Annotated in this window: 21 protein-coding genes and 1 pseudogene; 16 read left to right on the top strand and 6 right to left on the bottom strand. The window is 70.0% G+C overall.

The window, feature by feature from the left end; translation table 11 throughout:
- Positions 1–89 precede the first annotated feature (89 nt).
- The 4 genes from HBO46_RS08125 (at position 90) to HBO46_RS08140 (ending at position 7,404) form a co-directional block, all read left to right on the top strand.
- On the top strand, positions 90–953 hold the full coding sequence (locus HBO46_RS08125; protein WP_166139842.1) for an ARPP-1 family domain-containing protein: 864 nt from the start codon (positions 90–92) through the stop codon (positions 951–953).
- An 11-nt stretch (positions 954–964) separates the two neighbouring features.
- Positions 965–2,449 carry an ADP-ribosylglycohydrolase family protein gene (locus tag HBO46_RS08130; RefSeq protein WP_166139843.1) on the top strand — a complete coding sequence of 495 codons (1,485 nt, stop codon included), beginning with the start codon at positions 965–967 and terminating at the stop codon, positions 2,447–2,449.
- Positions 2,450–2,683: 234 nt separating this feature from the next.
- The gene (locus HBO46_RS08135) at positions 2,684–6,139 is read left to right on the top strand and encodes a TM0106 family RecB-like putative nuclease (protein ID WP_166139844.1); all 3,456 of its coding nucleotides are present in this window, start codon (positions 2,684–2,686) and stop codon (positions 6,137–6,139) included.
- Between the two features lie 461 nt (positions 6,140–6,600).
- Entirely contained in the window at positions 6,601–7,404 is an 804-nt protein-coding gene (locus HBO46_RS08140; protein ID WP_224769444.1) for a SprT-like domain-containing protein, read from the top strand.
- On the opposite strand, the pseudogene HBO46_RS08145 reads toward HBO46_RS08140, so the two are convergent.
- Positions 7,405–7,596: pseudogene (locus HBO46_RS08145) on the bottom strand (integrase core domain-containing protein); the annotation flags it as partial.
- Between the two features lie 168 nt (positions 7,597–7,764).
- On the opposite strand from HBO46_RS08145, the gene HBO46_RS08150 reads away from it, so the two are divergent.
- Positions 7,765–8,325 (top strand): RNA polymerase sigma factor, encoded by a 561-nt coding sequence (locus HBO46_RS08150; RefSeq protein ID WP_166139845.1) that lies wholly within the window; start codon positions 7,765–7,767, stop codon positions 8,323–8,325.
- A 220-nt stretch (positions 8,326–8,545) separates the two neighbouring features.
- Positions 8,546–8,800 carry a hypothetical protein gene (locus HBO46_RS08155; protein ID WP_166139846.1) on the top strand — a complete coding sequence of 85 codons (255 nt, stop codon included), beginning with the start codon at positions 8,546–8,548 and terminating at the stop codon, positions 8,798–8,800.
- Positions 8,801–8,858: 58 nt separating this feature from the next.
- On the opposite strand, the gene HBO46_RS08160 is transcribed toward HBO46_RS08155, so the two are convergent.
- A protein-coding gene (locus HBO46_RS08160) for an IS3 family transposase (protein WP_166139951.1) occupies positions 8,859–10,117 on the bottom strand; the annotation gives its coding sequence in 2 pieces (ribosomal slippage) (positions 8,859–9,772 and positions 9,772–10,117; 1,260 coding nt in all).
- A 97-nt stretch (positions 10,118–10,214) separates the two neighbouring features.
- Between HBO46_RS08160 and HBO46_RS08165 the strand changes: the two genes are divergently transcribed.
- The 8 genes from HBO46_RS08165 to HBO46_RS08200 all read left to right on the top strand — a co-directional run bounded on the left by HBO46_RS08165 (position 10,215) and on the right by HBO46_RS08200 (position 18,653).
- Positions 10,215–10,835, top strand: a complete 621-nt coding sequence (locus HBO46_RS08165) for a hypothetical protein (RefSeq protein WP_166139847.1) — start codon at positions 10,215–10,217, stop codon at positions 10,833–10,835.
- Between the two features lie 524 nt (positions 10,836–11,359).
- Positions 11,360–12,103 carry a hypothetical protein gene (locus HBO46_RS08170; protein ID WP_166139848.1) on the top strand — a complete coding sequence of 248 codons (744 nt, stop codon included), beginning with the start codon at positions 11,360–11,362 and terminating at the stop codon, positions 12,101–12,103.
- Positions 12,104–12,435: 332 nt separating this feature from the next.
- On the top strand, positions 12,436–15,237 hold the full coding sequence (locus HBO46_RS08175; protein WP_317983897.1) for an aconitate hydratase: 2,802 nt from the start codon (positions 12,436–12,438) through the stop codon (positions 15,235–15,237).
- 160 nt (positions 15,238–15,397) lie between these two features.
- On the top strand, positions 15,398–16,747 hold the full coding sequence (locus tag HBO46_RS08180) for a hypothetical protein (RefSeq protein ID WP_166139850.1): 1,350 nt from the start codon (positions 15,398–15,400) through the stop codon (positions 16,745–16,747).
- Positions 16,734–17,240, top strand: a complete 507-nt coding sequence (locus tag HBO46_RS08185; RefSeq protein ID WP_153322929.1) for a SigE family RNA polymerase sigma factor — start codon at positions 16,734–16,736, stop codon at positions 17,238–17,240. The genes HBO46_RS08180 and HBO46_RS08185 overlap by 14 nt, the downstream gene beginning before the upstream one ends.
- Positions 17,237–17,536 carry a thiamine-binding protein gene (locus HBO46_RS08190; RefSeq protein ID WP_166139851.1) on the top strand — a complete coding sequence of 100 codons (300 nt, stop codon included), beginning with the start codon at positions 17,237–17,239 and terminating at the stop codon, positions 17,534–17,536. Before HBO46_RS08185 ends, HBO46_RS08190 begins: the two co-directional genes overlap by 4 nt.
- Positions 17,536–18,216, top strand: coding sequence for a DUF3105 domain-containing protein (locus HBO46_RS08195; RefSeq protein WP_166139852.1), 681 nt, complete (start codon positions 17,536–17,538; stop codon positions 18,214–18,216). Before HBO46_RS08190 ends, HBO46_RS08195 begins: the two co-directional genes overlap by 1 nt.
- A gap of 32 nt (positions 18,217–18,248) precedes the next feature.
- A complete protein-coding gene (locus HBO46_RS08200; protein ID WP_153322932.1) occupies positions 18,249–18,653 on the top strand; it encodes a secondary thiamine-phosphate synthase enzyme YjbQ in 405 nt (134 codons plus the stop codon).
- On the opposite strand, the gene HBO46_RS08205 is transcribed toward HBO46_RS08200, so the two are convergent.
- Positions 18,634–19,656, bottom strand: coding sequence for a glycosyl hydrolase family 18 protein (locus HBO46_RS08205; RefSeq protein WP_166139853.1), 1,023 nt, complete (start codon positions 19,654–19,656; stop codon positions 18,634–18,636). The genes HBO46_RS08200 and HBO46_RS08205 overlap by 20 nt on opposite strands.
- A gap of 166 nt (positions 19,657–19,822) precedes the next feature.
- On the opposite strand from HBO46_RS08205, the gene HBO46_RS08210 reads away from it, so the two are divergent.
- Positions 19,823–20,170, top strand: coding sequence for a GNAT family N-acetyltransferase (locus HBO46_RS08210; protein ID WP_166139854.1), 348 nt, complete (start codon positions 19,823–19,825; stop codon positions 20,168–20,170).
- 1 nt (position 20,171) lies between these two features.
- Positions 20,172–21,029, top strand: a complete 858-nt coding sequence (locus HBO46_RS08215; RefSeq protein ID WP_166139855.1) for an LLM class flavin-dependent oxidoreductase — start codon at positions 20,172–20,174, stop codon at positions 21,027–21,029.
- Positions 21,030–21,049: 20 nt separating this feature from the next.
- Here the strand turns inward: HBO46_RS08215 and HBO46_RS08220 are convergent, their stop codons facing one another.
- The 3 genes from HBO46_RS08220 to HBO46_RS08230 form a co-directional block, all read right to left on the bottom strand.
- On the bottom strand, positions 21,050–21,889 hold the full coding sequence (locus HBO46_RS08220; protein WP_166139856.1) for an alpha/beta fold hydrolase: 840 nt from the start codon (positions 21,887–21,889) through the stop codon (positions 21,050–21,052).
- A gap of 100 nt (positions 21,890–21,989) precedes the next feature.
- Positions 21,990–22,922, bottom strand: a complete 933-nt coding sequence (locus HBO46_RS08225; protein WP_166139857.1) for a protein kinase domain-containing protein — start codon at positions 22,920–22,922, stop codon at positions 21,990–21,992.
- Positions 22,919–23,638 carry an ABC transporter permease gene (locus HBO46_RS08230; protein ID WP_166139858.1) on the bottom strand — a complete coding sequence of 240 codons (720 nt, stop codon included), beginning with the start codon at positions 23,636–23,638 and terminating at the stop codon, positions 22,919–22,921. The genes HBO46_RS08225 and HBO46_RS08230 overlap by 4 nt, the downstream gene beginning before the upstream one ends.
- Positions 23,639–23,641: the final 3 nt, after the last annotated feature.

Genomic DNA, 23,641 nt, shown 5'->3' on the forward strand with positions numbered 1-23,641 from the left:
CCGGTTATCCGGGTAACAGGGGCGAACCTGCCCGCGCGTGCATGCTCCTCGTCGTCGGCCCGCCGGGGGCCGAGGAGAGGAGGTCGCACATGAACGAGCTGAACCAGTTGCACGTCGGCCGCAGCACCACCCGTGGCGCGATGACGGTCTTCCCGCTGTGGGGGCCGACCGGACGCTATCGCCGGTACGCGATGGATGGGCGGAACCTGGACGTCACCGAGGTCGAGAGCGGCCCGGACATGGGCACGCTGATGGTCGGCAATGTGGGTGACCAGCCGGCGCTGGTGCTCGACGGCCAGCTCTTCGAGGGCGGCTGGCAGCACCGGATGGCCCGGCACTCGGTGATGATCGGCGTCCACCAGCGGATCCCGGTTGAGGTGGCGTGCGTCGAGCACGGCCGGTGGGGAGGCACGGCGCGCCAGCACAGCCGGGGCCGGCGTGCGACGCCGTACGTCCGGGACGCGGTGCGCGGCGATGACGTCCAGACGGACGTGTGGTCACGAGTCGCGGAGCACACGAGGAACCAAGCGGGCGGCGCCAACCCGACCGGCTCCTTCGTCCATCGGCTCGACCGCGCCGACGACGAGCGCCGTGCCTGGGCGGACGTGCGCCCACTAGCCGGCCAGATCGGCGTACTGATCGGCATCGGCGGCCAGCCCTACGTCGTTGAGCTGTTCGACTCGCCCATCCGGCTCCGCGGCCAGCTGCCGGGGCTCCTCGAGTCGGCCGCGGTCGATGCGCGTCTCGCGTCCGTGGTGGAGACGCCCGGGCGCCGCGCACGCCGCTTCGTCGAGCGCCTTGAGCACCTCCGGCTGGACCGGGCCGAGAAGGCGGGCATCGGTGAGCGTCGCCACGGGGCCAGTGAGTACGCCGACCTGAGCGTCCTGACTTGGCGGGGCCGGCCCGTCCACCGCTTCCTCACCAACGTCCGCCACCCGCTGCTCGCGGCGTGAGAGGAGAGATGATGAACCACATCAAGGAGCTCACCTCGGCTCAGATCGACCGAGCCTGCGGGGTACTGCTCGCGTCCGCGGTCGGCGATGCGCTCGGCGCTGGCTACGAGTTCGGTTCCGCCCTCTATGACGGCTGGCCGGGCATGATCGGCGGCGGCCTCGGCGGGTTCAAGCCAGGCGAGTGGACTGACGACACCGCGCAAGCCATGGCGATCGCTCGGGTCGCGGCCAGCGGGGCGGACCTCCGCACCGCCGAGGCGCTCGACGCGATCGCGGCCGGCTTCGCTGCGTGGTACGCCGACGGGCCGGCCGACGTGGGCATCCAGACCAGCGCGGTTCTGCGCCTCGCCGGCCGCGACGCGACTGCGGCCCAGATGACCGAAGCGGCGCAGACCGTGCACGAGCAGGAAGGACGCTCAGCGGGCAACGGATCGCTGATGCGCACCGCCCCGGTGGCGCTCGCCCACCTCGGCGACCCGGCTGCGCTGGTTGAGGCCGCCAAGGCAGTCAGTGCGCTGACACACCACGACCCGGTTGCCGGTGAGGGCGCGGCGCTGTGGTGCCTGATGATCCGCTACGCGGTCCTCCACGGCGCGCTCCCGACCGTCGACGACGTACTGCCGCTGCTGGGGAACACGGTCGAGGACTGGGCTGAGGTCCTCGCCGTCGCCCAGCACAGCCGCCCGAAGACCTTCACCCAGAACGGCTGGGTGGTCGGTGCACTGCAGGCCGCCTGGTCGGCGATCACTCACACCGCAGTGCCCGACACCATGCCGTGTCACCACCTGCAGGAGTCGCTCGCCACGGCGATCGGCATCGGCCACGACACCGACACCGTCGCCGCGATCGCCGGCGCGCTGCTCGGCGCCAGGTGGGGGGCGAGTGCTGTGCCGCAGGAATGGCAGCGCCCCTTGCACGGCTGGGGCGCACCGGCAGCCGGGGCGGCGGTCCTGAGCGCGCTGGGGACGCTGACCATCCGCGGTGGCCGCCCCGACGGGCACGGCTGGCCCACGGGCGAGCGCGTCGACTACGCGGCCTGGGGTGTGCGCGGGACCTGCGTGCCTCACCCGACCGTGGCGGGCGTCTGGATCGGCGACGTCGGAGCCCTCGACGCGCTGCCCGAGGAGATCGACGCCGTCGTCAGCATGTGCCGGATCGGTACCGCGCAGGTTCCTACCGGTGCGATCAGCCACGCAGTGCGCCTGATCGACTCGAGGCCGGAAGACAACCCTAACCTCGATTTCGTCGTTGATGATGCGGCCAAGACGGTGCTGCGCCTGCGCGGCGAGGGGCGGCGGGTGTTCCTGCATTGCGTCGCCGGCCAGAGCCGGACTCCGACGGTCGCGGCGCGGGTCGGCGTCCTGGATGGGACGTCCCTGGTCCGGGCGTTGCAGGGGGTCGTCGACGTGCTGCCCGGGGCGCGGCCGCAGGACTGGCTGGTCGACGCCCTGCGCCGGCTCGACGACGCCGACGACAGCGGGTTGCGGCGCCGTTGAGCAGCGATGGCATCGTGGCCGCTGGACGGGGTGAAGGCCACCGGGCAGGAGATCTTCGACGTGCCGAGTCGCGCGTTCGCACGGCGGTGTCCAGGCGCTGATTTGCGAGATCCACGCCGCCGATGTGGTCCGCGCGGTACGAATGACACCCAGGTGGTTCCAGCGCCGCAAAACCGCGGCTGACGCGGAAGCACTCTGACAATCTGGCGACAGAGTCGACCTTGGAGGGGCGGCATGTTCTTCATCGACGATCGCATTCACTGGAGTGCCTCCGACCTGACCCGCGCCGCGGAGTGCGAGTACTCCCTCCTGCGAACCTTCGACTACAAGCTCGGCTGGGCCGAGCCGATCGAGGCGAAGCCGGATCCGCTGCTCGACCACATCGCGGGACTCGGCGACCGGCACGAGGCACGGCTCCTGGCCGACCTCGAGGCCGCGGGCAGCATCGCCCGCCTGGAGCACGTCGTGCCGCCGTACACGGCCGCGAAGTTGGAGGCTGCACGGGACGACACCCTCAAGGCGTTCCTGGACGCACCCGAGGTGATCTACCAAGCGGCATTCTTCGACGGCGAGTTCTTCGGCTACGCCGACTTCGTAGAGGGCCGCGGCGACGGCTGGGCGGTCTGCGACGCGAAGCTGGCTCGCGTCGCCAAGCCGAGCGCTCTGCTCCAGCTGGGGGCGTACGCCGACCAGATCGCACGGATGGGGCTCCCGGTCTCAGCGACGGTCTCGCTGTTGCTCGGAAACGGTGATCGCGCCGACTTCCGCACGGCCGATGTCCTCCCGGTATTCATCGAACGCCGCGCCAGACTCCGCGAGATGCTGCACTCCCACCGCAGCGGTGCCACCCCGGTCAGGTGGGGCGACGAGCGGTACGTCGCGTGCGGGAGCTGCCCCGAGTGCCAGGCCGCGGCCGAGGCGACCGATGACCTCCTCGGCGTCGCCGGCCTTCGGATGGACCAGCGGCGAAAGCTGCGCAGCGCTGGAGTCCACACCATCACCGCCCTTGCCACGACGTCGACCAGGCCCGCCGGCATGGCGCAGGCGACCTTCGAAAAGCTCCGCAATCAGGCACGCCTGCAGGCATGCCAAGCCCTTGCCGGCGCGGGCGCAGGGGTCGCCTACGAGTTGACGGACACCGCCGCGACCATGCTGACGCTGCTCCCCGCGCCCTCGGCAGGTGACCTGTTCTTCGATTTCGAGGGCGACCCGCTCTACGACGAGGGTGACCTCACACGCGTCGGCCTCGAGTACCTCTGGGGTGTCCTCGACACGGAGGAGCACTACCTGCCCATCTGGGCGCACAGCTCCGCGGAGGAGCGGGCCGCGTTCGTCGCGTTCATGGACCTCGTCGCCGAGCGCCGGGCCAAGCACCCGGACATGCACATCTATCACTACGCGCCCTACGAGACCTCGGCGTTGAAGCGGCTCGCGATGCGCTACCAGACCAGGGAGAAGGAGCTCGACGACCTGCTGCGCTCCGAGGTCTTCGTCGACCTGTACGCGACCGTGCGGGGGGCCGTGCGCGTCGGCCAGCCGTCGTACAGCATCAAGAAGCTTGAACCGCTCTATATGGGCGACCAGCTGCGTGCCGGTGACGAGGATGCCGTCGGCGACGGTGGCGCGTCGGTTGTCGCCTACCACGAGTACCGGGAAGCGGTGGTCTCCGATCCGTCTGCTGCGGCGGCCCGTCTCGCCGCCTTGGCCGACTACAACGAGTACGACTGCCTCTCCACGCTCCGGCTGCGGGACTGGCTCCTCGATCGCGCCACCGACGCGGGCGTCCGCGACCGGATCGAGCCGCGGATCAAGAGCGTCCAAGGCGAGGAGCTCTCCGCCGACGACCCGCTGTTCACCGCGCTCATGGCCAAGTCAGGACCGGATCTCCCGAGCAGGCGCACACCCGAGCAGCAGGCCTACGCCATGCTCGCCACGGCGCTGGACTACTTCCGCCGGGAACGCAAGCAGTTCTGGTGGGAGCACTTCGAACGTCTTGGTCACCTCCGCGACGACTGGACGGGGGCGCGCGACGTCTTCATCGTCGAGTCCGCTGAGGTCGCGGCGGACTGGGCGGTGCCGCCCGGAAGGGCCACGAACGCCCGACGGACCGTGCGTCTGGTGGGCGACTGGACGCCGGGGAGCAAGCCTGCCGGCGGCGGCAGCCAGGTTGTCTACCGGACGCCGGCGCCCCCAGGAGCCATGGCGCCGGACGGGGCGCCGTACGGCGCCGCGGCAAGCGCGAAGATCGAGGCCGACGCCGACGACCCACGGGTCGTGATCCTCACTGAGAGCCGCAAGCCCACGGAAACCTACGCTGACCTCCCTCTCGCTCTGGTGCCGGGCATGCCGCCCAGGACCGAGAAGCTCGAGGATGCGATCCGCGAGATCGCCGCCCAAGCGGCCGCCGCGGAAGTGCTCCCGAATCGCGCGGTCCTCGACATCCTCGCGCGCCGTGCGCCGCGGCTCGGCGGCGCGACTGTGATGCCTGCGAGCGGCTCGACGATCGAGGACGTCGTCGCGGCTCTCATCGCCATGGACGATTCCTACCTCGCGATCCAGGGCCCGCCCGGCACCGGCAAGACCTTCAGCGGCTCGCGGGTGGTCAAGGAACTCGTCGAGAAGCACCACTGGCGCGTCGGCGTGGTTGCCCAATCGCACGCGGTGGTCGAACACATGCTCACCGGCATCGTGAAGGCCGGGCTCGACCCCGACCTCGTCGGCAAAGGCAAGCCCGAGGACCAGGCGCCGAACTGGACCCATCTCACCAAGGTGTCAAAGTTCCTCGACGAGCACGCCGCGACGGGCTGCGTCGTCGGTGGTACGGCATGGGACTTCGCCAACGGCAACACGATCCCGCGCGGCAGGATCGACCTCCTGATCATCGACGAGGCAGGGCAGTTCTCCCTCGCACCGACCCTGGCCGCCTCGGTCGCGGCCGAACGGCTTCTCCTCCTGGGGGACCCGCAACAGCTACCGCAGGTCAGTCAGGGAACGCACGCGGAGCCGGTCGATGAATCCGCACTCGGCTGGCTCATGGATGGGCACGACACCCTTCCCGCCGAGCTCGGCTACTTCCTTGGCCAGTCCTACCGGATGCACCCGGACCTGTGCGCGAAGGTTTCGACGCTCTCGTACGACGGCCGACTCAGCTCCGCGGCGCCGCCGCGGCGTCAGCTCGAGGGCGTCGTGCCTGGCCTCGGTGTCGTCTCACTCGACCACATCGGCAACCAAGTCGAGTCCGTCGAGGAAGCCGAGGAGATCGTCCGCCAGGTCCGGTCCTACGTCGGCCGGGTCTGGACCGACCCTGGAGACTCCAGCACTCCGCGGCCGTTGACGCCGGCCGACGTCCTGGTGGTCGCCCCCTACAACGCCCAGGTGATCCGTATCCGCGAGACGCTGCGCGCGGCCGGCCTAACCCAGGTACGCGTCGGCACCGTCGACAAGTTCCAAGGGCAGGAAGCGCCCGTCGCGCTTGTCTCGATGACCGCCTCCTCACACGGGGATGTACCTCGCGGCATGGGCTTCCTGCTTAACCGGAACCGGGTCAACGTCGCTGTCTCACGAGCGCAATGGCGGGCCGTCGTCATCCGCTCGACCTCGCTCACGTCCTACATGCCTAGCAGCGCGCACGGACTGTTGGAGCTGGGCGCCTTCGTTGGCCTCTGTGGCGTGCGTGAAGCATCGGACTAGGGCCCGAGCTGCCTCGCTCGCCAGGGGCGGTTCCCTGCCGCGTGGCGTAGTTTTCGGCGCGCCCCCAAGCCGCAGGCCCCCCCGGGTAGTCGGCGTCTGCGATCGAGACGTGCCGGATGTCGTTTCCGGGCGCGAGGCTGTCGAAGCGTTCCAGCAAGGCCGTGTTGCCGCGCCGATGAGCGCCCCTGCACCGGTACCTGGCGGTCCAGCGGAAGAGCTCAGGCGGGCCTGGAGCCGCGGGAACAGTCCCGGGCACGTGCGAGCGGGAGATCCGATGTCCTCGGGCGCGCCGTCGGCTGCCAGAACTGCTGAGCCGTTCTCGGTCAGATCCACCGATTGTTGTGGAGCCATTCGTCCCATGGCCGCTGCGATTCGCGCGTACGTCGTCGAAGGCACGCGGATTCGCCAATGCGGCGGGGCACAGTTGCATACTGGTGCCCGAACTGGCCAACTGCAGGTAAATGTCGGTGGCTGCCGATACCTTCAATCGCGTGAATCTTGTTGACGCATACAGTCGAGCCCAGGCCCTCGTCGTGCAGCATGGGCTCGCAGGTTGGCAGATCGAGTTCGACCGCGCCAAGCGGCGCGCAGGCCAGTGCCGGGAAGCAACCCGTGTGATTAGTCTGAGCGAGCCGCTCACGCGGCTGCATGACGAAGCGGAGGTTGTCGACACCATCCTGCATGAGATCGCACACGCACTCGTCGGGACGAAGCATGGTCACGACGAGGTCTGGCGTGCCAAAGCAATCGCGATCGGGTGTAGTGGGGCGCGCTGCGTCGATGAGGACGCCCCGCGGGTGGAGGGAGACTGGGTTGGGACATGCCCGGCCGGCCACACTCGCGAGCAGCACAAGCGACCTGAAGTTGTTTCTTCGTGCAGGCGGTGTAGCGATCGATTCTCAGTTGAATCGCTCTACGAATGGACGTTCCGTGGCCGTCCCGCGACGATGCACCCGAACTACGTCCGGCAGCTCGAGAATCTTCGCGCCGGACGTACCACGACCCTGCTGCCTGTCGGCGCGCATGTTCGGCTTGTCGTCCCAGGGATCCACAATGGTTCCGTGGGGGTTGTCGTGAAGCGCGGCCGCACGAGTTACCACGTCCAGTTGGAAAACGCCCGCTTGCGTGTCTTGTTCGCGGGTGTTGAGCTTGTGGAGCGGCCAGAGACAGATCGGAGCGAGTCGCATTCGATGTCCCAGGGCACTGGTCGGTCAGCCTTTTTCGAGGATTGGGCCCTACCCCCGGATCTTGGACACGGGGTGTGATTACGCAGCGGTCGGCAGCGTAGCGGAGTAGCTGTTCTCGTAGGCGACTGGTGATTGGTAGCGGCACCAGGAATGGCGTCGCTTGGTGTTGTAGCGCGTCAGCCACTTGAAGAGCTGTCGGCGGCAGGTCAGCTCGTCGGTCCAGCAGGCGGCGTCTTGGAGGACCTCGCGTTTCAGCGTGGCGTTGAACGCGACGATCCGTTCGCTGGGTATGTCAAGCGAGATTGGCCCCACTCTGACGGCCAGAAGTGGCCCCACGTGACCGCCGGCGACGATCGAACAGCTTCGCAAGGTCGACGTTGAACCCGAGCACTGCAACGGCGATGGCTGCTCGATCGTCGGAAGGGTATGAGGATCCGCATGGAGGACGACGTCTGCCGCGCCCTGGATGAGTTGCGCTCTGCATCCGAGCCCGGCCTGCTGCGTTATGCGTACCTGTTGTGCGGCAACATCGACGATGCCCAAGACCTCGTTCAGGAGGCGTTCCTTTCGCTCGCCAAGCGAGGCAGCTCGTTGAGCGCGGTCGAGCACCTCGACCGATACGCGATGCGCGCGATTCACAACCACTACGTCACCCAGTATCGCCGGGCCGAGATGATGAGACGGCTAGTCCCCAGGCTCCAACATCCGGACCGTGAGGCTCAGCAGCAGGACAACCAGGAAGCGATAGCAAGCAGAGACCAGTTGTGGCGGGCGTTGCGGCGTTTGAAGCCGAACCAAAGGTGCGCGCTGGTGCTGCGGTACTACCTGGACTGGACCGATGCTGCGATCGCCGACGTGCTGGTCTGCTCACCCTCCACCGCGCGCAGCCACCTCGCCAGAGGCCTTGCGGAGATGAGAACGCACTGGGACTTCGACAGCCATGCACCCTCCACGCAAACTATGGGGAAGAAGGACACCAACCGTGAACCTCGAATCTGAGATCCAAGAGATGCTCCATGCCCGCGCGCGGGACGTACCCGAGTCGCTGCCCGCGCCCGGGAGCGACCGTCCGCCAGAGTTCCGTCGACGTCACCACCGATGGATGCCCGTCGTCGCAGGAGCCGCTGCGGCCGCTGTCGTGGCACTGCCCGTTGCATGGCAGGCGATGCGATCACCAGACCCAGGAGCCGGACCGTCAGCTGCATCTTCCTCATCGACGGTGATCCCCACCCCGGCTACCTACAACCCCTCGGAGTTGAGGGCCAAAGGATCCGAGTTGCTCGACGCTAGCCGCCGCAACGAGATCCCCGAGATCGTCTCGGTGATCGCACAGCCTGACGACTCTGGGTTGCAGGTCGGTGTAAGCCCAGCAACGCTGGACCAGCATGGGTCGGACGAACTGGAGCGCATCTTTCAAGAGGTCGTCGACGTTCCCATCGAGATCCTCAAGCAGGAACCGATCGTGCCGGAGTGAACCCCTCGCGCTTCTCTGCAGAGGGGTCTTACCCGCGGATCTTGGACACGGGGTGTGATTACGCAGCCGTGGGCAGCGTAGCGGTGTAGCCGGTCTCGTAGGCGACCGGCGAGGTGTAGCGGCACCAGGAGTGGCGTCGCTTCGTGTTGTAGCGGACGAGCCACCTGAAGACCTGCCTGCGGCACGTCAGTTCGCCGTTCCAGCAGGCGGCGTCTTGGAGGACCTCGCGCTTCATAGTGGCGTTGAACGACTCCGCGAGCGCGTTGTCGGCCGACGAGCCGACCGCACCCATCGACTGGGTGACGCCGAGCTTCCTGCAGAGCTTGGCGTACGCCTTCGAGCAGTAGACCGACCCGTGGTCGCTGTGAAAGATCGCGCCCTTGAGGCTGCCCCGGGTTGCGGCGGCAGCCTTGAGGGCGTCCTCGACGAGCTCGGTGCGCATGTGGTCAGCGATCGCCCACCCGGCCAGCCGACGGGAGTAGCAGTCGATCACGGTCGCCAGGTACAGGTTCGTCCCGTCCGCGAGCGGCAGGTAGGTGATGTCCCCGACGTAGCGCCGGTTCGGGGTCTTGGCTGTGAAGTCCCGCTGGAGCAGATCCGGGTACTTCTGCCCTGACGGCTCGGGGATCGTGGTCCGCACCCGCCGCTTCTTCACGTAGCCACGGATGCCCTCCAGCCGCATCACCCGCGCGACGCGCTTGTGGTTCACCCGCTCACCGGCTGGCGCACTGTCGTTGAGCTCGGCGGTGATCCGCGGCGCCCCCTGGGTGCTGTCCTTGGCATGCACGGCCCTGATCCGCGTCGCGAGCTCGACATCAGCCCGAGCCCGCTCCTCGCGTGCCGGGGCAGCCTTGAGCCAGGCGTAGTAGGACGAGCGCTCGATCTCGACGAGCTCGCACAGTCGCTTCACCGGGTAGGTGGCGGAGTTGTCGGCGACGAACTGGAAGCGACTCACCAGCGCGTCTCCCCGGCGAAATACTTGGCCGCCCGTTGGAGGATCTCCCGCTCTGTGGTCAGCTTGGTCGTCTCGGCCCGCAGCGCCGCGTTCTCGGCCTCGAGCCGGGCGATCTTCTGCTCCGGTGTCTCACCGGCCGGTGGTGATGAGCTGGCCATCGGCTTGGACTGCAACTGGGTGGAGGTCAACGTCCCGTCAGCAGCGGTCTTCTTGCCGGTCCCGTAGATCTCGAGCCAGTGCCGCAACGTGCCGCGCACGATGCCGAGGTCCTCAGCGATGCCGCGGACCGTGGCGCCCGGGGTGGACTCGTACAAGTCAACGGCCTGACGACGGAACTCCTCGGAGTAGTTCTTCCTGGCCATGATTCCTGGATCATCTCGCTTCCCAGCAGGTGCTGGATTCAGCGTGTCCAAGAACCGGGGTCAGGCCCCATTCCGAAGTCGTGATGGGGAGTCCGTCGTGACCGTCCAACTCACACCGGCGGCTATCGCCGTGCGATTGCGGAGGCTCTGGGCCGGGGACCTGGTCGCATCGGGTGAACTGGCCGCTACTTTCGGCGAGGGCTGGGAGGCGATCACTGTCGAGATGAACGGTCCGATCCTGACCGTCGTCGGACCCTCGACCCATCGTGACGCAACTAAGGGGCCGTTCGGCGATTCCTTGGCCAGGCAGGCGAAAGCAGCCTCTAGAGGCGCTATCACAACGATTCGGTGGCGCAACAGCAGTCGCTACGTCGACGTAAGACGGGAACAGACCTCCGACCTTGACGTATTCGGTTTCGAGGACCCGCTGCTAGATGCGTACCCGGCGATCCTCGCCGACGTGCAGGACGGGATTCCCGGTGAGGCGCCAGCTGCTGCGCGAGCCGCCGTCGGTGCCCTACGGCTGGTCGGTGCCTCCCGACATCGCCTGTGGTTCGCTGCCCGTACCGTGGCGGAGCGGGACGCGCTCGGCACGGTCCCCGGAGCGCGGGCGACGCTCTTCGAAGCCGTCCAAATTTACCAGGGCGCAAAGCGCCCGCTCCATCACGTGGTGGTCGATCCGTCGTACAAGGCGAAACGACAACTGCTGATCTCGTGAAAGCGGGGCTGGGCACTGGGGAGAGACAGCGGACGTTTGCGATCGTCGTAGGCGGGTTGTGCGAGGCTCGGCTTGGGCTCGCTTTGATTCGCAAAGTGCCGCAGACACGGGCCGGCGCGATCAGCGGCCTAGGCGGCAACGCCCCAGGTCAGCGGCCACTTCGAGCTTAGGGCGGCCGCCGATCACCGCCGTGGTGCTGGTAATCGTGGAGATCACCAAGTTCCTCGAAGGCATCGCAATGGAACTGATCCCAGGGCTCGCCGAGAGCAGTGCGTGGCGAGACATACACCGACTCCGCATCGTCCCCGGGGAGACGCCCTCGTTCACCAGCGGGAGGACGGCGCCGTATGTTGGCGGCTCGCGCTCCAGGTCAACACCCCCTCGGCACGCCGGCTTCACGCCTGGCGCCTGCCGAACGGCCCCTGGGAACTCTCGAGTGTCCGGAAGCATGACGACTTTGAGCCATGGCCGCCGCCTGTGGCGGCGGGCTCCAGCGAGTTCTAACAGAAGTTGAGGACCCCTCGGTGACACATGCCGCCCAGATCAGCCTGTACCACGGGACCACCGCCGTAGCAGCGGAAGCGATCCTTAAAGAGGGGTTCAAGGCACCCGACATCGACGCGGTGCTTCTCGATGTCAGCGAACGGCACGGAGTCGCGGTGTCGAGCCTGATGGAGAACCTCAAGGTGCACTCGTCGTACCTAGTCAGTGAGTCCGACCGGGGCAGCAGGGTGTCCTTCACGCCCAACCGGGAGAAAGTCGAATCGACCTGGGCTCAGAACGCGCCGGAGCACCTGCGAGAGGCCCTGTGGGCCGTTTGGCGAGTGAAGTACTCCACACACCCCGATCCCTACGCATGGGCACAAGATGTCGCTGGCCATGCCTGGGTGATCGGCCACCTGGCGCAATCTGAGCCGGTGACCCTCGAGCTCAAGGTGGGCATCGACGAACTTATGGACCTTCGAGCTCAGGCCGTCAGCTTTGCTGCCCGTGCTCTCACTCCCGAGCTACTCCCCGCGCTCAATCTCCTTCCGGAGATCGCGTTTCCCGTTCCGTTCCAGGCGCCTCGAGCCTTGACGGTTCATCAGCTTGAGCGCCGTATCGGTTGGGACGTCTTCGCTCACTGGCTCCGCATGGACGTCGAGGAGTTCCGCAAGCGCCACGAAGCGGGGGAGTTCGGTGACGAAGGCATCGGACGGTACGTGGCGTCCCCGTGGTGGCCCCTGAGGGTGGTCGACGAGGTCCTCGAGCGCTTCGGATGTCGCTGACGGGAGCCTGTCGCGAGCCTGTTTCTCCCAGGCGCGGATTGGGCGCGCTTGAAACGCGGCCGGTCGCAATCAGGGGCTGGCAAGGCGAAGACAGGCTGACGACTCGGCGCGGCCGGGCCGCCTGGCTCGGAGCGCGTCGGTGGGCACCTGGCCGACGCGCGCCGGCCCGCGCCGTTCGGGTTTCCCCTCGACGTCGTGTATCTTGATGTCAAGACATTCTGCTGGACGCCCGGGCAGGGACGGTCGGGCCGAGTAAGGCAGACCTTGCTTTTCGGCCAGTCCCGCTGCGCGGCAAGATGGCAACGCTTTATTTCGCAACGTTCGACGAGGAGATGTTGGCTGTGGCCAGTCAGGACAGCTTCGGTGCCAAGAGCACCTTGGACGTGGACGGGAAGTCCTACGAGATCTTCCGTCTCGACGCGGTGAAGGGTGACGGCCTCGACGTCGACTCCCTCCCGTTCAGCCTCAAGGTGCTGCTGGAGAACCTGCTGCGTACCGAGGACGGCGCGGACATCACCGCCGACGACATCCGGGCGCTCGCCGGGTGGGACGCGAGCGCCCAGCCCGACAAGGAGATCCAGTTCACGCCCGCGCGCGTGATCATGCAGGACTTCACCGGCGTCCCCTGCGTCGTCGACCTCGCCACCATGCGTGAGGCGATGGCCGACCTGGGCGGCGACCCGACCAAGATCAACCCGCTCGCGCCGGCCGAGATGGTCATCGACCACTCCGTCATCGCCGACGTCTTCGGCACCCCCGAGGCGTTCGAGCGCAACGTCGAGATCGAGTACGAGCGCAACCGCGAGCGCTACCAGTTCCTGCGCTGGGGCCAGGGTGCCTTCGACGACTTCAAGGTCGTCCCCCCGGGCACCGGCATCGTGCACCAGGTCAACATCGAGCACCTCGCCCGCGTGGTCATGGTCCGCGACGGCATCGCCTACCCCGACACCTGCGTCGGCACCGACTCCCACACCACGATGGTCAACGGCATCGGCGTGGTCGGCTGGGGCGTCGGCGGCATCGAGGCCGAGGCGGCCATGCTCGGCCAGCCGGTCTCCATGCTGATTCCGCGCGTCGTCGGCTTCAAGCTCTCCGGCGACCTGCCCGAGGGCTCGACCGCCACCGACCTGGTGCTCACGATCACCGAGATGCTGCGCAAGCACGGCGTCGTCGGCAAGTTCGTCGAGTTCTACGGCCCCGGCGTCTCCGTGCTGCCGCTGGCCAACCGCGCCACCATCGGCAACATGAGCCCGGAGTTCGGCTCCACGATCGCGGTCTTCCCGATCGACGAGGAGACCGTCAACTACCTGCGCCTCACCGGCCGCTCCGAGGAGCAGCTCGCGCTCGTCGAGTCCTACGCCAAGGCCCAGGGCCTGTGGCACGACCCGGCCGCCGAGCCCCGCTACTCCGAGAAGCTCGAGCTCGACCTGAGCACCGTGGTCCCCTCGATCGCCGGCCCGAAGCGTCCCCAGGACCGCATCCAGGTCACCGACGCCAAGCAGTCGTTCCGCGCCTCGCTGCGCGACTACGTCGAGGGCGAGGAGGAGAACGGCTACGACGAGTCCGTCGCCGAGACCTTCCCGGCCTCCGACCCGGCGACCAGCAACGGTCACGGCCAGTCCGCCCCGCCGAGCGACCACCTCTCGGCCGCGCCGAAGGACCGTGGTCGCCGCAGCGACCCCGTCGAGGTGACCCTCGAGGACGGCACGACGTTCACGCTCGACCACGGCGCGGTGACGATCGCCTCGATCACCTCGTGCACCAACACCTCGAACCCCTCGGTGATGATCGGTGCGGCCCTGCTGGCCAAGAAGGCCGTGGAGAAGGGCCTCGTGCGCAAGCCGTGGGTCAAGACCACGCTCGCCCCCGGCTCGAAGGTCGTCAGCGACTACTACGAGAAGGCCGGCCTCACGCCGTACCTCGACAAGCTCGGGTTCAACCTCGTCGGCTACGGCTGCGTGACCTGCATCGGCAACTCGGGCCCGCTGATCCCCGAGGTCTCCGCCGCGGTCAACGAGAAGGACCTCGCGGTCGTCTCGGTGCTCTCGGGCAACCGCAACTTCGAGGGCCGGATCAACCCGGACATCAAGATGAACTACCTGGCCTCCCCGCCGCTGGTCGTCGCCTACGCGCTGGCCGGCTCGATGGACGTCGACCTGTTCACCGACTCGCTCGGCAAGGACACCGAGGGCAACGACGTCTTCCTCAAGGACATCTGGCCCTCGCCGGCCGAGGTCGAGGAGACCATCCGGGGCGCGATCGACTCGGACATGTTCGACGCCTCCTACGCCGACGTCTTCGCCGGCGACGAGCGCTGGCGCTCGCTGCCCACCCCGGAGGGCAAGACCTTCGAGTGGGACCCGCAGTCGACGTACGTCCGCAAGCCCCCGTACTTCGACGGCATGCCCGACGAGCCGGCCCCGGTCACCGACATCACCGGTGCCCGCGTGCTGCTCAAGCTCGGCGACTCGGTCACCACCGACCACATCTCCCCGGCCGGTGCGATCAAGAAGGACTCCCCGGCGGGCCGCTACCTGGCCGAGAACGGCGTGGAGCAGCGTGACTTCAACTCCTACGGCTCGCGCCGTGGCAACCACGAGGTCATGATCCGCGGCACCTTCGCCAACATCCGCCTGCGCAACCAGCTGGCGCCGGGCACCGAGGGTGGCGTCACGCGTGACTTCACCGCCGGTGGCGAGGTCACCTCGGTCTACGAGGCCTCGGAGAACTACATCGCCGCGGGCATCCCGCTGGTCGTCCTCGCGGGCAAGGAGTACGGCTCCGGCTCCTCGCGCGACTGGGCCGCCAAGGGCACCTCGCTGCTGGGCGTCAAGGCCGTCATCGCCGAGTCCTACGAGCGCATCCACCGCTCGAACCTGATCGGCATGGGCGTCATCCCGCTGCAGTTCCCCGAGGGCCAGAGCGCCGAGTCGCTGGGTCTCACCGGCGAGGAGGAGTTCTCCTTCACCGGCATCGCCGAGCTCAACGAGGGCCGCACGCCGAAGACCGTCAAGGTCAAGGCCGGCGACGTCGAGTTCGACGCGGTCGTCCGCATCGACACCCCCGGTGAGGCGAACTACTACCGCAACGGCGGCATCATGCAGTACGTCCTGCGCAACCTGCGCAAGGCCTGATCTGCCGGCTCCCCGGAGCCCCCGCACCACCGACGACGGCCCGTCTCCCGCGAGGGAGGCGGGCCGTCTCGCATTTCCCCGCAGGTTTCCGGCACCCGGACCCCTCCTTCCGGGTCCCTCGCGGCGTGGGTGAGGGTGTGAGCGTCTCGAGGAGGACCCGATGAGCACGACCGAGCGGCAGGGCGAGCCGTGGGGCGCGCGGCTGCGCGACCTGGCCGAGGAGGCCCCGGGCGCTTTGCCCGAGCCCGCGCTGTGGGACCGCGGTCGCCGCTACGCCCGGCTGCGCCGAGGAGGTACGGCGGTCGTCGCGGCGCTGGGTGTGCTCGCGGTCGTGGCGGTGGGCGCGGTGAGCTGGCAGCGTGCGGCGCCGCCCGCCGAGCTCGCGCCAGCCTCCGCGCCGGCGGCGATGCCCGACGAGCTGTTCGTGCCGAGTCCCTGGCTGCCGGGCACCGAGGAGGCGGGTCCGGTCGGGCAGCTGGCCGCGATCATCCCTGCGGACCGGGGCGGCTGGACCGGCGCCGAGATGGAGATCGTCGGGGTCTCCGCGACCACGGGGGAGTACCGGTTCCTGGACCTGCCGGACCTCTACGCCCCGCCCGGTGCGGTGCTGTCGCCGGACGGGCGGCACGTGGCCTACTGGGCCACGGGTGAGCCGAGCGGCACCCCGAACGACAGTGACGCGCCGGTCACGGCGGTCGTGGTCTACGACGCCACCTCCGACGAGGTTGAGCGGTACGACATCGCGACCGAGCATGGGCTGGACGGGGAGGGCCTGGTGTGGACCGACCCGTCGACCCTGCTGGTGTCCTACGGGCAGTGGCAGGGCGGCGAGGACGACACGGACATGGACGTTTCGATGAGCCGGACGGCACCGTGGCAGGTGCTGCGTGTCGGGGACGAGCTGCGGGACCTCGGCTCGCCGCTCGTCGACGGTCACGTGTGGGGCGGCGGGGGCGGGGTCGTGGTGATGAGCGGGTCGGGACGGAACGCCGGCCGCTGGCTGGTCGATCCCTCCCGGCCACGTCAACCGCAGCGGCTGCGGACCGACCGGGGTTCGTTCGTCCCTCCCCGCGTCAGCCCCGACCGCACCCGCATCGCCGGGGTCCCGGGCAATCGGGCCCCGAACCAGCTGGCCGTGGCAGAACTGAGCGGCGACGCACGCGCGGCGTTCGAGTCGGTGCCGGGCAGCAGGCGCACGCTCGAGGTGCTCGCCTGGAGCGACGAGGAGCAGGTCGTGGTGCTGCGCCACGACCGCGACGAAGTCGGGATGTACCACGTGACCGTCGTCGAGACCGACGTCGCGACGGGGGAGCAGCGCGACCTGGTGGTGGTGCCACCGGATCTGGCCAACAGCCCGCAGTTCGCCCTCGACCTGCTCGGCGGTCCGATCGTCGAGGCGGTGGAGCCGCCGGACCCGATGGACCCCCGGGCCGTGGTCGGCCTCAGCGGCGGTGCCGTCGTCGCGGCCGGTGCCGGCATCCTCGTCTGGAGGCGACGTGTCCAGCCCTGACCGCGCGGGTTTCGAGGAGTTCGTGGCCGCGCGGCGCGCGGCACTGCTGCGTACGGCGTACCTGCTGACCGGCGCCCACGAGGACGCCGAGGACCTGGTGCAGGTGGTGCTGGTCAAGGTGGTGCCGCACTGGCACCGGATCAGCGAGCGCCCCGAGCCCTACGTGCGGCGGGCGCTGGCGCGCGAGAGCGTGTCGCGCTGGCGGCGCCGCCGCTGGCGCGAGGTCGGCGCCGCCGAGCCGCCCGAGGTCGCCGCTCCCGCGCACGACCTGGCCGAGCGGGAGATGCTGCGCCGGGCGCTGCTCTCGCTTGCCCCGCGGCAGCGCGCGGTCGTGGTGCTGCGCTACTACGAGGACCTCACCGAGCGCCAGACCGCCGAGACGCTGGGCATCTCCGTGGGCACCGTGAAGTCCCAGGCCCGCGACGGCCTGGCGCGGCTGCGCACGCTGGTGCCGGACCACCGCGAGGAGCACGTCGATACGCTGCGCCCATGATCGTCGCGTTCAGCATCAGCCCGTCCGCCGCCGATGACACCGGAGGCGTCTCCGAGGCGGTCGCCGCCGCGGTCCGTGTGGTCCGCGAGTCCGGGCTGCCGCACGAGACCAACGCGATGTTCACCAACATCGAGGGTGAGTGGGACGAGGTGATGGCCGTCGTCAAGCGGGCCGTCGACGTGGTCGCCGAGGTCTCCCCGCGCGTGGGCCTGGTGCTCAAGGCCGACATCCGCCCCGGCTACGACGGCCAGCTCACCGCCAAGGTCGAGCGCGTCGAGCGCGCGCTCGAGGGCTGATGACGCACCAGCCGCCGTACCCGCCGCTCCCCACGCACCAGCCGCAGCCGCCGGGCGGACCGGCCCCGGAGCCGGCGGCAGCCGCAACCGCGGGAACGGCGCCGTCGCGGCGCCCGGAGGTGCTGGCGCTCCTCGTGGCCCTCGCGGTGGCGGTCGCCCTCGTGCTGGCCGCCGTGCTCGTCCCGCTCGCACTGGGCGAGGACGAGGAGCCGCCCTCGCTGGCGGCCGTGCTGGTCGTCGACGAGCTGTCGGCGGAGCACCGTACCGACGACGTCGACTACGACCACTCCCCGACGCTCGGCGGGCCGCACGACCCCGCCTGGCTGGACTGCGGGGTCTACGACGTGCCGGTGCGCGAGGAGAACGTCGCCCACGACCTCGAGCACGGCACGGTGTGGATCACCCACGATCCCGACCTCCCCGCACCCGACCGCGCGCGCCTGGCCGACCTGCTGCCGGCCAACGGCATCATGTCGCCCTACCCGGGGCTGGACGCTCCGGTCGTCGTCACGGTCTGGGGCCGCCAGCTGCGGCTCGAGGGCGCCGACGACCCGCGGCTCCCGCTCTTCATCGCCCGGTTCGGGGCCGGCGAGACGGCGCCGGAGCCGTTCGCCTCGTGCGCAGGCGGGCTGTCGGACCCCGACCCGGGCCCGTACGCCGGCGCCGGCTCGCAGGTCTGAGCGCTGTCCCCGACGGCCCCTAGCATCGGGGCATGGACTCGCAGACGACGACGTACCGCACCGGCGACCGCGAGCGCGTGCTCGACCTGACCGAGGACTGCGCGTCGTTCGTGGCGGGTCGCGGCGACGGGCTGCTGCACGTGTTCGTGCCGCACGCCACGGCGGGGATCGCGATCCTCGAGACCGGTGCCGGCAGCGACGACGACCTGCTCGCGGCGCTGCGCGACCTGCTGCCCGCCGACGACCGTTGGCGGCACCGCCACGGCAGCCCCGGGCACGGGCGCTCCCACGTGATGCCGGCGCTGGTCCCGCCGTACGCGACGGTGCCGGTGCTCGACGGGCGCCTGGCGCTCGGCACCTGGCAGAGCGTGTGCCTGGTCGATCTCAACGTCGACAACCCCGAGCGCGAGGTGCGGCTCAGCTTCCTGGCCGGATGAGGGGCCGGATGAGCCGGTCGGCGGAGCCGAGGCGCCACACCGCGAGGCCGTGCAGCCCGTGCTCCTCGGCGAGGCGGACGCGCGCGGCGTAGGAGCGGCGGTCCGACCACCACAGCCGGGTGCCGTCGGAGAGCCGGGCGCTCCACTCGCCGGCCGCGGGACGCCAGCGCGCGACCGCGCCGTCGCGGCGTACCAGCCGTCGGGCACCGGCGACGGTGACGCTGCGGCCGGTGCCGGCGCGCGGCCAGGTGTAGCCGTAGCCCGCGACCCCGAGGTCGAGCCGGTCGGCCGGTACGACGCGGAGCGCGGCGCGCAGCGCGGCACGCTGCCAGCGCAGGGCGCCGATCGGTCCGGGACCCGACCAGCTCGGTCCGTGCTGGTCGTAGGCCATCAGCTGCACCAGGTCCACGACCTCGCCGAGCTCGCGCAGCCGGTAGCCGGCCTGGCGGTAGGCCCGCAGCGAGGTGCGCGCGGAGACGTCGATGGACACGGTGCGCTCGGCGGGCATCCGGCGCTGGAGCTCGGTGGCCAGGCGCACCAGCCCGGGGCCGTCCGCGCGGCGCAGCCGCTCCAGGTCGAGGTTGACCCCGTCCCAGCCCTGGCTGCGCACCGCGCGGGCCAGCTGGCCGGCGACCCGGCGGATCCGCGGGGGAGAGGACAGCAGCCGGTGCGCGGCGCGGGGGTCGAAGTCCCCGAGGCGGTCGTTCCAGCCGCTGAGCAGCAGCTCGGCGCGCAGGCCGGAGCGGTGCGCGGCGGCCAGCAGTCGCCGCGGCCGGGCCCCCGGCGTACTCACGCGGCGACCGGAGGGGTGCAGCAGGCTGGCGACGACAGTGACCGTGGTGAGGCCGTCGGCGTTGCGCGCGATGACCCGCGGGGGCGTGCTCTCCAGGGCGTAGCCGGTGACAGCGGGGTTCCGGTCGTCCGGGTCGCTCGTGGCGTGCGCCGGCACGGTCGTGACGGCGAGCGCCAGTGTGAGCAGCAGGGCGGCGAGGCGGGCGGTCACGGCGCCAGCGTGGCACGTGGGGCCGACCGGGTGAGGCCCCGGTGAGCAATGCGGGATCTTCACCGATGCGAAGGCAGCGCCGGCGGCGGGAGGCTCAAGGTGCTCGCCCTGCCTGAGCCGGGCGACGCGCTGATCCACAGGCACCCACCACCGAAAGGCCGACACCATGTCCACCGAGTCCACCGACGTCACCGTGACCAACAGTCCTGCTCACCAGCGCTACGAGGCCCTCGTCGAGGGGGAGACGCTCGCCGGGTTCCTCGCCTACCAGGAGACGAACGAGCTGGTGGTGCTGACCCACACCGAGGTCGAGCCGTCGTTCGAGGGTCGGGGGATCGGCGGCGTGCTGGCCCGCGCCGCGCTCGACGACATCCGCGAGCGCGGGCTCAAGGCGCTGGTGGTCTGCCCCTTCGTCCTCGGGTGGCTGCGCCGCCACCCGGAGTACCGCGACCTGCTCTTCAACGCCCCGCGCCGAGGCGACGCCCCGGCGGCCCCCGAGCACGAGCACAGCTGACATGCCCGACTACGGACACCCCGTGCGCTTCGGATCCTTCATCACGCCGACCGCCGCCTCGCCCCAGCGCGGCGTCGAGCTCGCCGTCCTCAGCGAGGAGCTCGGCTACGACCTCGCCACCTTCCAGGACCATCCCTACCAGCCGTCGTTCCTCGACACCTGGACGCTGATGTCGTACGCCGCCGCGCGGACCGAGCGGATCCAGCTCTCCGGCAACGTGGTCAACCTGCCGCTGCGCCCGCCGGCCGTGCTGGCGAAGTCGGTGGCCAGCCTCGACCTGCTCTCCGGTGGTCGCGTCGCGCTCGGCCTGGGCGCCGGCGGGTTCTGGGACGCGATCGAGGCGTACGGCGGGACCCGGCTGACCCCCGGCGAGGCGGTGGACGCCCTGGCGGAGGCGATCGCGATCATCCGCGGGGTCTGGGACACCTCCGAGCGGTCGGTCCTCGCCGTCGATGGCGCGCACCACCGGGTCCGCGGGGCCAAGCGAGGCCCCGCGCCGGCGCACGACGTACCGATCTGGCTCGGCGCCCTCAAGCCGCGGATGCTGCGCCTGATCGGCCGCGCCGCCGACGGCTGGCTGCCCTCGATGCCGTACCTGAGAGCCGGGGACCTCGAGCGCGGCATGCGGGTGATCGACGAGGCGGCCCGCGACGCCGGCCGGGACCCCGCGGAGGTGGTGCGGCTGCTCAACATCAGTCCCGACACGGGGGCCGAGGAGCTGGTGCGCCTCGCCGTCGCGGACGGCGTGAGCACGTTCATCGTGATGGGCGACGACGAGGGCGGGCTGCGCCACTTCGCCACGCTCGCCGAGGAGGTGCGCGAGCGGGTGGCCGAGGCGCGCGAGGGCGCCGCGGCCTGACCCGTCCCCCCGTGGTCGGCTCACTCGAGGAAGGCGCGCAGCGCGCTGTTGACCTCCTCGGCGTGGGTCCAGAGCAGGCCGTGCGGGGCGTCCTCGACCTCCACGTAGTCGGCCTCGGGGAGGGCCTTGTGGAAGCGGCGGGCGGTGGCGTCGATGGGCAGGATGTTGTCGGCGGTGCCGTGCAGGATGAGGCTCGGCTTCCCGCTGGCGCGGACCGCCTCGACGTCGGCGCGGAAGTCCTCGATCCACGACGAGACGACGGCGTATGCCGCCACCGGAGCACTCGAGACGGCGACGTGCCAGCTGGCGTCGACGGCCTCCTGGCTGATCCGGGAGCCGAGGTTCGCCTCGAGGTTGTAGAAGTCCGAGAAGAACTGCGTGAACCAGGCGTACCGGTCGCCCCTGGCTGCGGCCTCGATCCCGTCGAAGACGTCCTGCGGCACACCGTCGGGGTCGTCCTCGCGGGCGACGAGGAACGGCTCCAGTGAGGCGAGGAAGGCGAGCTTCGCGACCCGCTCGTGGCCGTGTCGCGACACGTAGCGGGCGAGCTCGCCGGTGCCCATCGAGAAGCCGACCAGGACGACGTCACGCAGGTCGAGGGTCTCGAGCAGGGTGTGCAGATCGTCGGCGAAGGTGTCGTAGTCATAGCCGGAGCCCACCTTGGCCGACTGCCCGAAGCCACGACGGTCGTAGGTGATGACGCGGTACCCGGCAGCGAGCAGCTCCCGGGTCTGACGCTCCCAGCTGTGACCGTCCAGCGGATAGCCGTGGATGAGGACGACGGGCTGCCCCGCGCCCTGATCCTCGTAGTAGAGCTCGATCGGGGTGCTGTTCTCGTTGCCGACGGTGATGTGTCCCATGATCTCGTTCCTCTTCTGTGGTGGGTGCGGACGCGCGTCCGCACCGGGTGGGGCTCCGTTGCCCCGCCGTCCGCCCGTGCCGGGCAAGACGGCGACGTCTCTAGGCACAGCGTTCCCATGGACTGCTGTCGGCCAGCTGCGTGACTGCCCCGCGTCGGCGCGTCGCCGACCGGAGCGCCTCGCTGAACGCTCGGGCGTGCTGGAACCGATCCGACGGGTCCTTGGCGAGGGCCTTCGCGAGCACGGGATCGAGCGCAGCGGGGAGGTCGGGGCGGTAGGTGCTGGCTGGTGCCGGTTCCTCGTGGACGTGCTGGTAGGCGACGGAGACCGGGTCGTCGCCGACGAAGGGTGGCCGGCCGGTCACCAGCTCGAAGAGCAGGCAGCCCGCGGAGTAGAGGTCGCTGCGCGCGTCCGCGGTCTCACCGCGCGCCTGTTCGGGCGAGAGGTAGACAGGGGTCCCGAGGGACGGCCGGAACTGGGTGATGGTCGCGGTCGGATCGCGACCGTCCCGGGCGATCCCGAAGTCCACGACCTTGACCGAGCCCTCGGGGGTGATCATGACGTTGGCCGGCTTGATGTCGCGGTGGACGACGCCCGCTCGGTGGCTGGCGTCCAGCGCCGCGAGGAGACCCAGCTGGTGCCGGATCGAGACCGCGAGGGTGGGCCGACCCTCGCGCAGCAGCTCCTTCAGCGACCGGCCGCCGATGTGCTCCATCACGATGAACGGGACGCGGATCCCGTCCGCCGAGCCGTCGTCGATCCGGTGGTGCCCGGTGTCGTAGACCGACACGATCGCGGGATGGCTGAGGCCGGCCAGGGTCAGCGCCTCGCGGCGGAGCCGGTGATGGAGCTGAGCGTCCCGGGCCAGGTCCTTGCGCAGCATCTTGATCGCGACGGTGCGACCTGAGCGGAGGTCGTGGCCGCGACGTACCTCGGCCATGCCGCCTCGACCGATGACCTCGCCCACCTCGTAGCGCCCGTGCAGGATCCGCGGTGTGGGGCCCAGGAGTACGTCGCGCGACGGGAGGCTCATCGGCTCGGCTCCCAGCGGAACAGCCGCCGCGCCAGCGCCGTCGTCGCAATGACCCACCCGAGCGTGGGCGCGAGCAGTCGCAGGGAGTCGCCGAGCGGCTCGCTGCCGCTCCAGGCCTGGGCGATCAGCTCGGTGGCCGACCCCCCGGGCAGCGCTCGCTTGAGGACGGTGAGGTCCTCGGTGCCGGTGAGCCCCACCCAGCTCGCCACCGCGATCACCAGCAGGCTCACGGGCAGCGTGGTCACCTGGGCGTGCTCGGGGGAGTTGGTGAGCCCCGCGGTGGCCAGGGCCAGGCCGACCATCATGGCGGTGATCGCGAGGACCGCGACCGCGAGGATCGGCAGGCGCGCCGGACGGCTCGCGACCGCGCCGAGCACGGCCAGCATCGCCACCACCTGGAGCACGGCGATGGCGACCACCGGCGCGACCAGCCCGCTGAGGATGTCGCGGTCGGTCGCGGCGGTGGAGCGCAGCCGCTTGAGGAAGAGGTTCTGCCGGCGCGAGGCGAGGGTCGTCACGGCCGTGGTGTAGAGCCCGAAGGCCATCACCGTGAACACCACGATCGCCGCGATGTAGCCGGTCCCGGCACTCTCGGAGAAGTCGTCGTGCCGATAGAGGAACAGTGCGCCGACGGCGACCGGGATGATGAGGCCCGTGACCAGGACGAGGCGGTTGCGGAAGATCTGGGCGAGCTCGCTGCGTGCTATGACCAGCATGAG

It is taken from the genome of Nocardioides ochotonae, from assembly GCF_011420305.2.
Classification (GTDB): Bacteria; Actinomycetota; Actinomycetes; order Propionibacteriales; family Nocardioidaceae; genus Nocardioides; species Nocardioides ochotonae.

What these genes read in the sequence shown, in the direction of transcription:
- HBO46_RS08130 (WP_166139843.1), top strand. Translation starts at nt 965, where the DNA reads ATGAACCACATCAAGGAGCTCACCTCGGCTCAGATCGACCGAGCCTGC.
- HBO46_RS08210 (WP_166139854.1), top strand. Translation starts at nt 19,823, where the DNA reads ATGTCCACCGAGTCCACCGACGTCACCGTGACCAACAGTCCTGCTCAC.
- HBO46_RS08175 (WP_317983897.1), top strand. Translation starts at nt 12,436, where the DNA reads ATGTTGGCTGTGGCCAGTCAGGACAGCTTCGGTGCCAAGAGCACCTTG.
- HBO46_RS08150 (WP_166139845.1), top strand. Translation starts at nt 7,765, where the DNA reads ATGGAGGACGACGTCTGCCGCGCCCTGGATGAGTTGCGCTCTGCATCC.
- HBO46_RS08230 (WP_166139858.1), bottom strand. Translation starts at nt 23,638, where the DNA reads ATGCTGGTCATAGCACGCAGCGAGCTCGCCCAGATCTTCCGCAACCGC.
- HBO46_RS08215 (WP_166139855.1), top strand. Translation starts at nt 20,172, where the DNA reads ATGCCCGACTACGGACACCCCGTGCGCTTCGGATCCTTCATCACGCCG.
- HBO46_RS08220 (WP_166139856.1), bottom strand. Translation starts at nt 21,889, where the DNA reads ATGGGACACATCACCGTCGGCAACGAGAACAGCACCCCGATCGAGCTC.
- HBO46_RS08200 (WP_153322932.1), top strand. Translation starts at nt 18,249, where the DNA reads ATGGACTCGCAGACGACGACGTACCGCACCGGCGACCGCGAGCGCGTG.
- HBO46_RS08180 (WP_166139850.1), top strand. Translation starts at nt 15,398, where the DNA reads ATGAGCACGACCGAGCGGCAGGGCGAGCCGTGGGGCGCGCGGCTGCGC.
- HBO46_RS08125 (WP_166139842.1), top strand. Translation starts at nt 90, where the DNA reads ATGAACGAGCTGAACCAGTTGCACGTCGGCCGCAGCACCACCCGTGGC.
- HBO46_RS08135 (WP_166139844.1), top strand. Translation starts at nt 2,684, where the DNA reads ATGTTCTTCATCGACGATCGCATTCACTGGAGTGCCTCCGACCTGACC.
- HBO46_RS08225 (WP_166139857.1), bottom strand. Translation starts at nt 22,922, where the DNA reads ATGAGCCTCCCGTCGCGCGACGTACTCCTGGGCCCCACACCGCGGATC.
- HBO46_RS08140 (WP_224769444.1), top strand. Translation starts at nt 6,601, where the DNA reads ATGTCGGTGGCTGCCGATACCTTCAATCGCGTGAATCTTGTTGACGCA.
- HBO46_RS08195 (WP_166139852.1), top strand. Translation starts at nt 17,536, where the DNA reads ATGACGCACCAGCCGCCGTACCCGCCGCTCCCCACGCACCAGCCGCAG.
- HBO46_RS08190 (WP_166139851.1), top strand. Translation starts at nt 17,237, where the DNA reads ATGATCGTCGCGTTCAGCATCAGCCCGTCCGCCGCCGATGACACCGGA.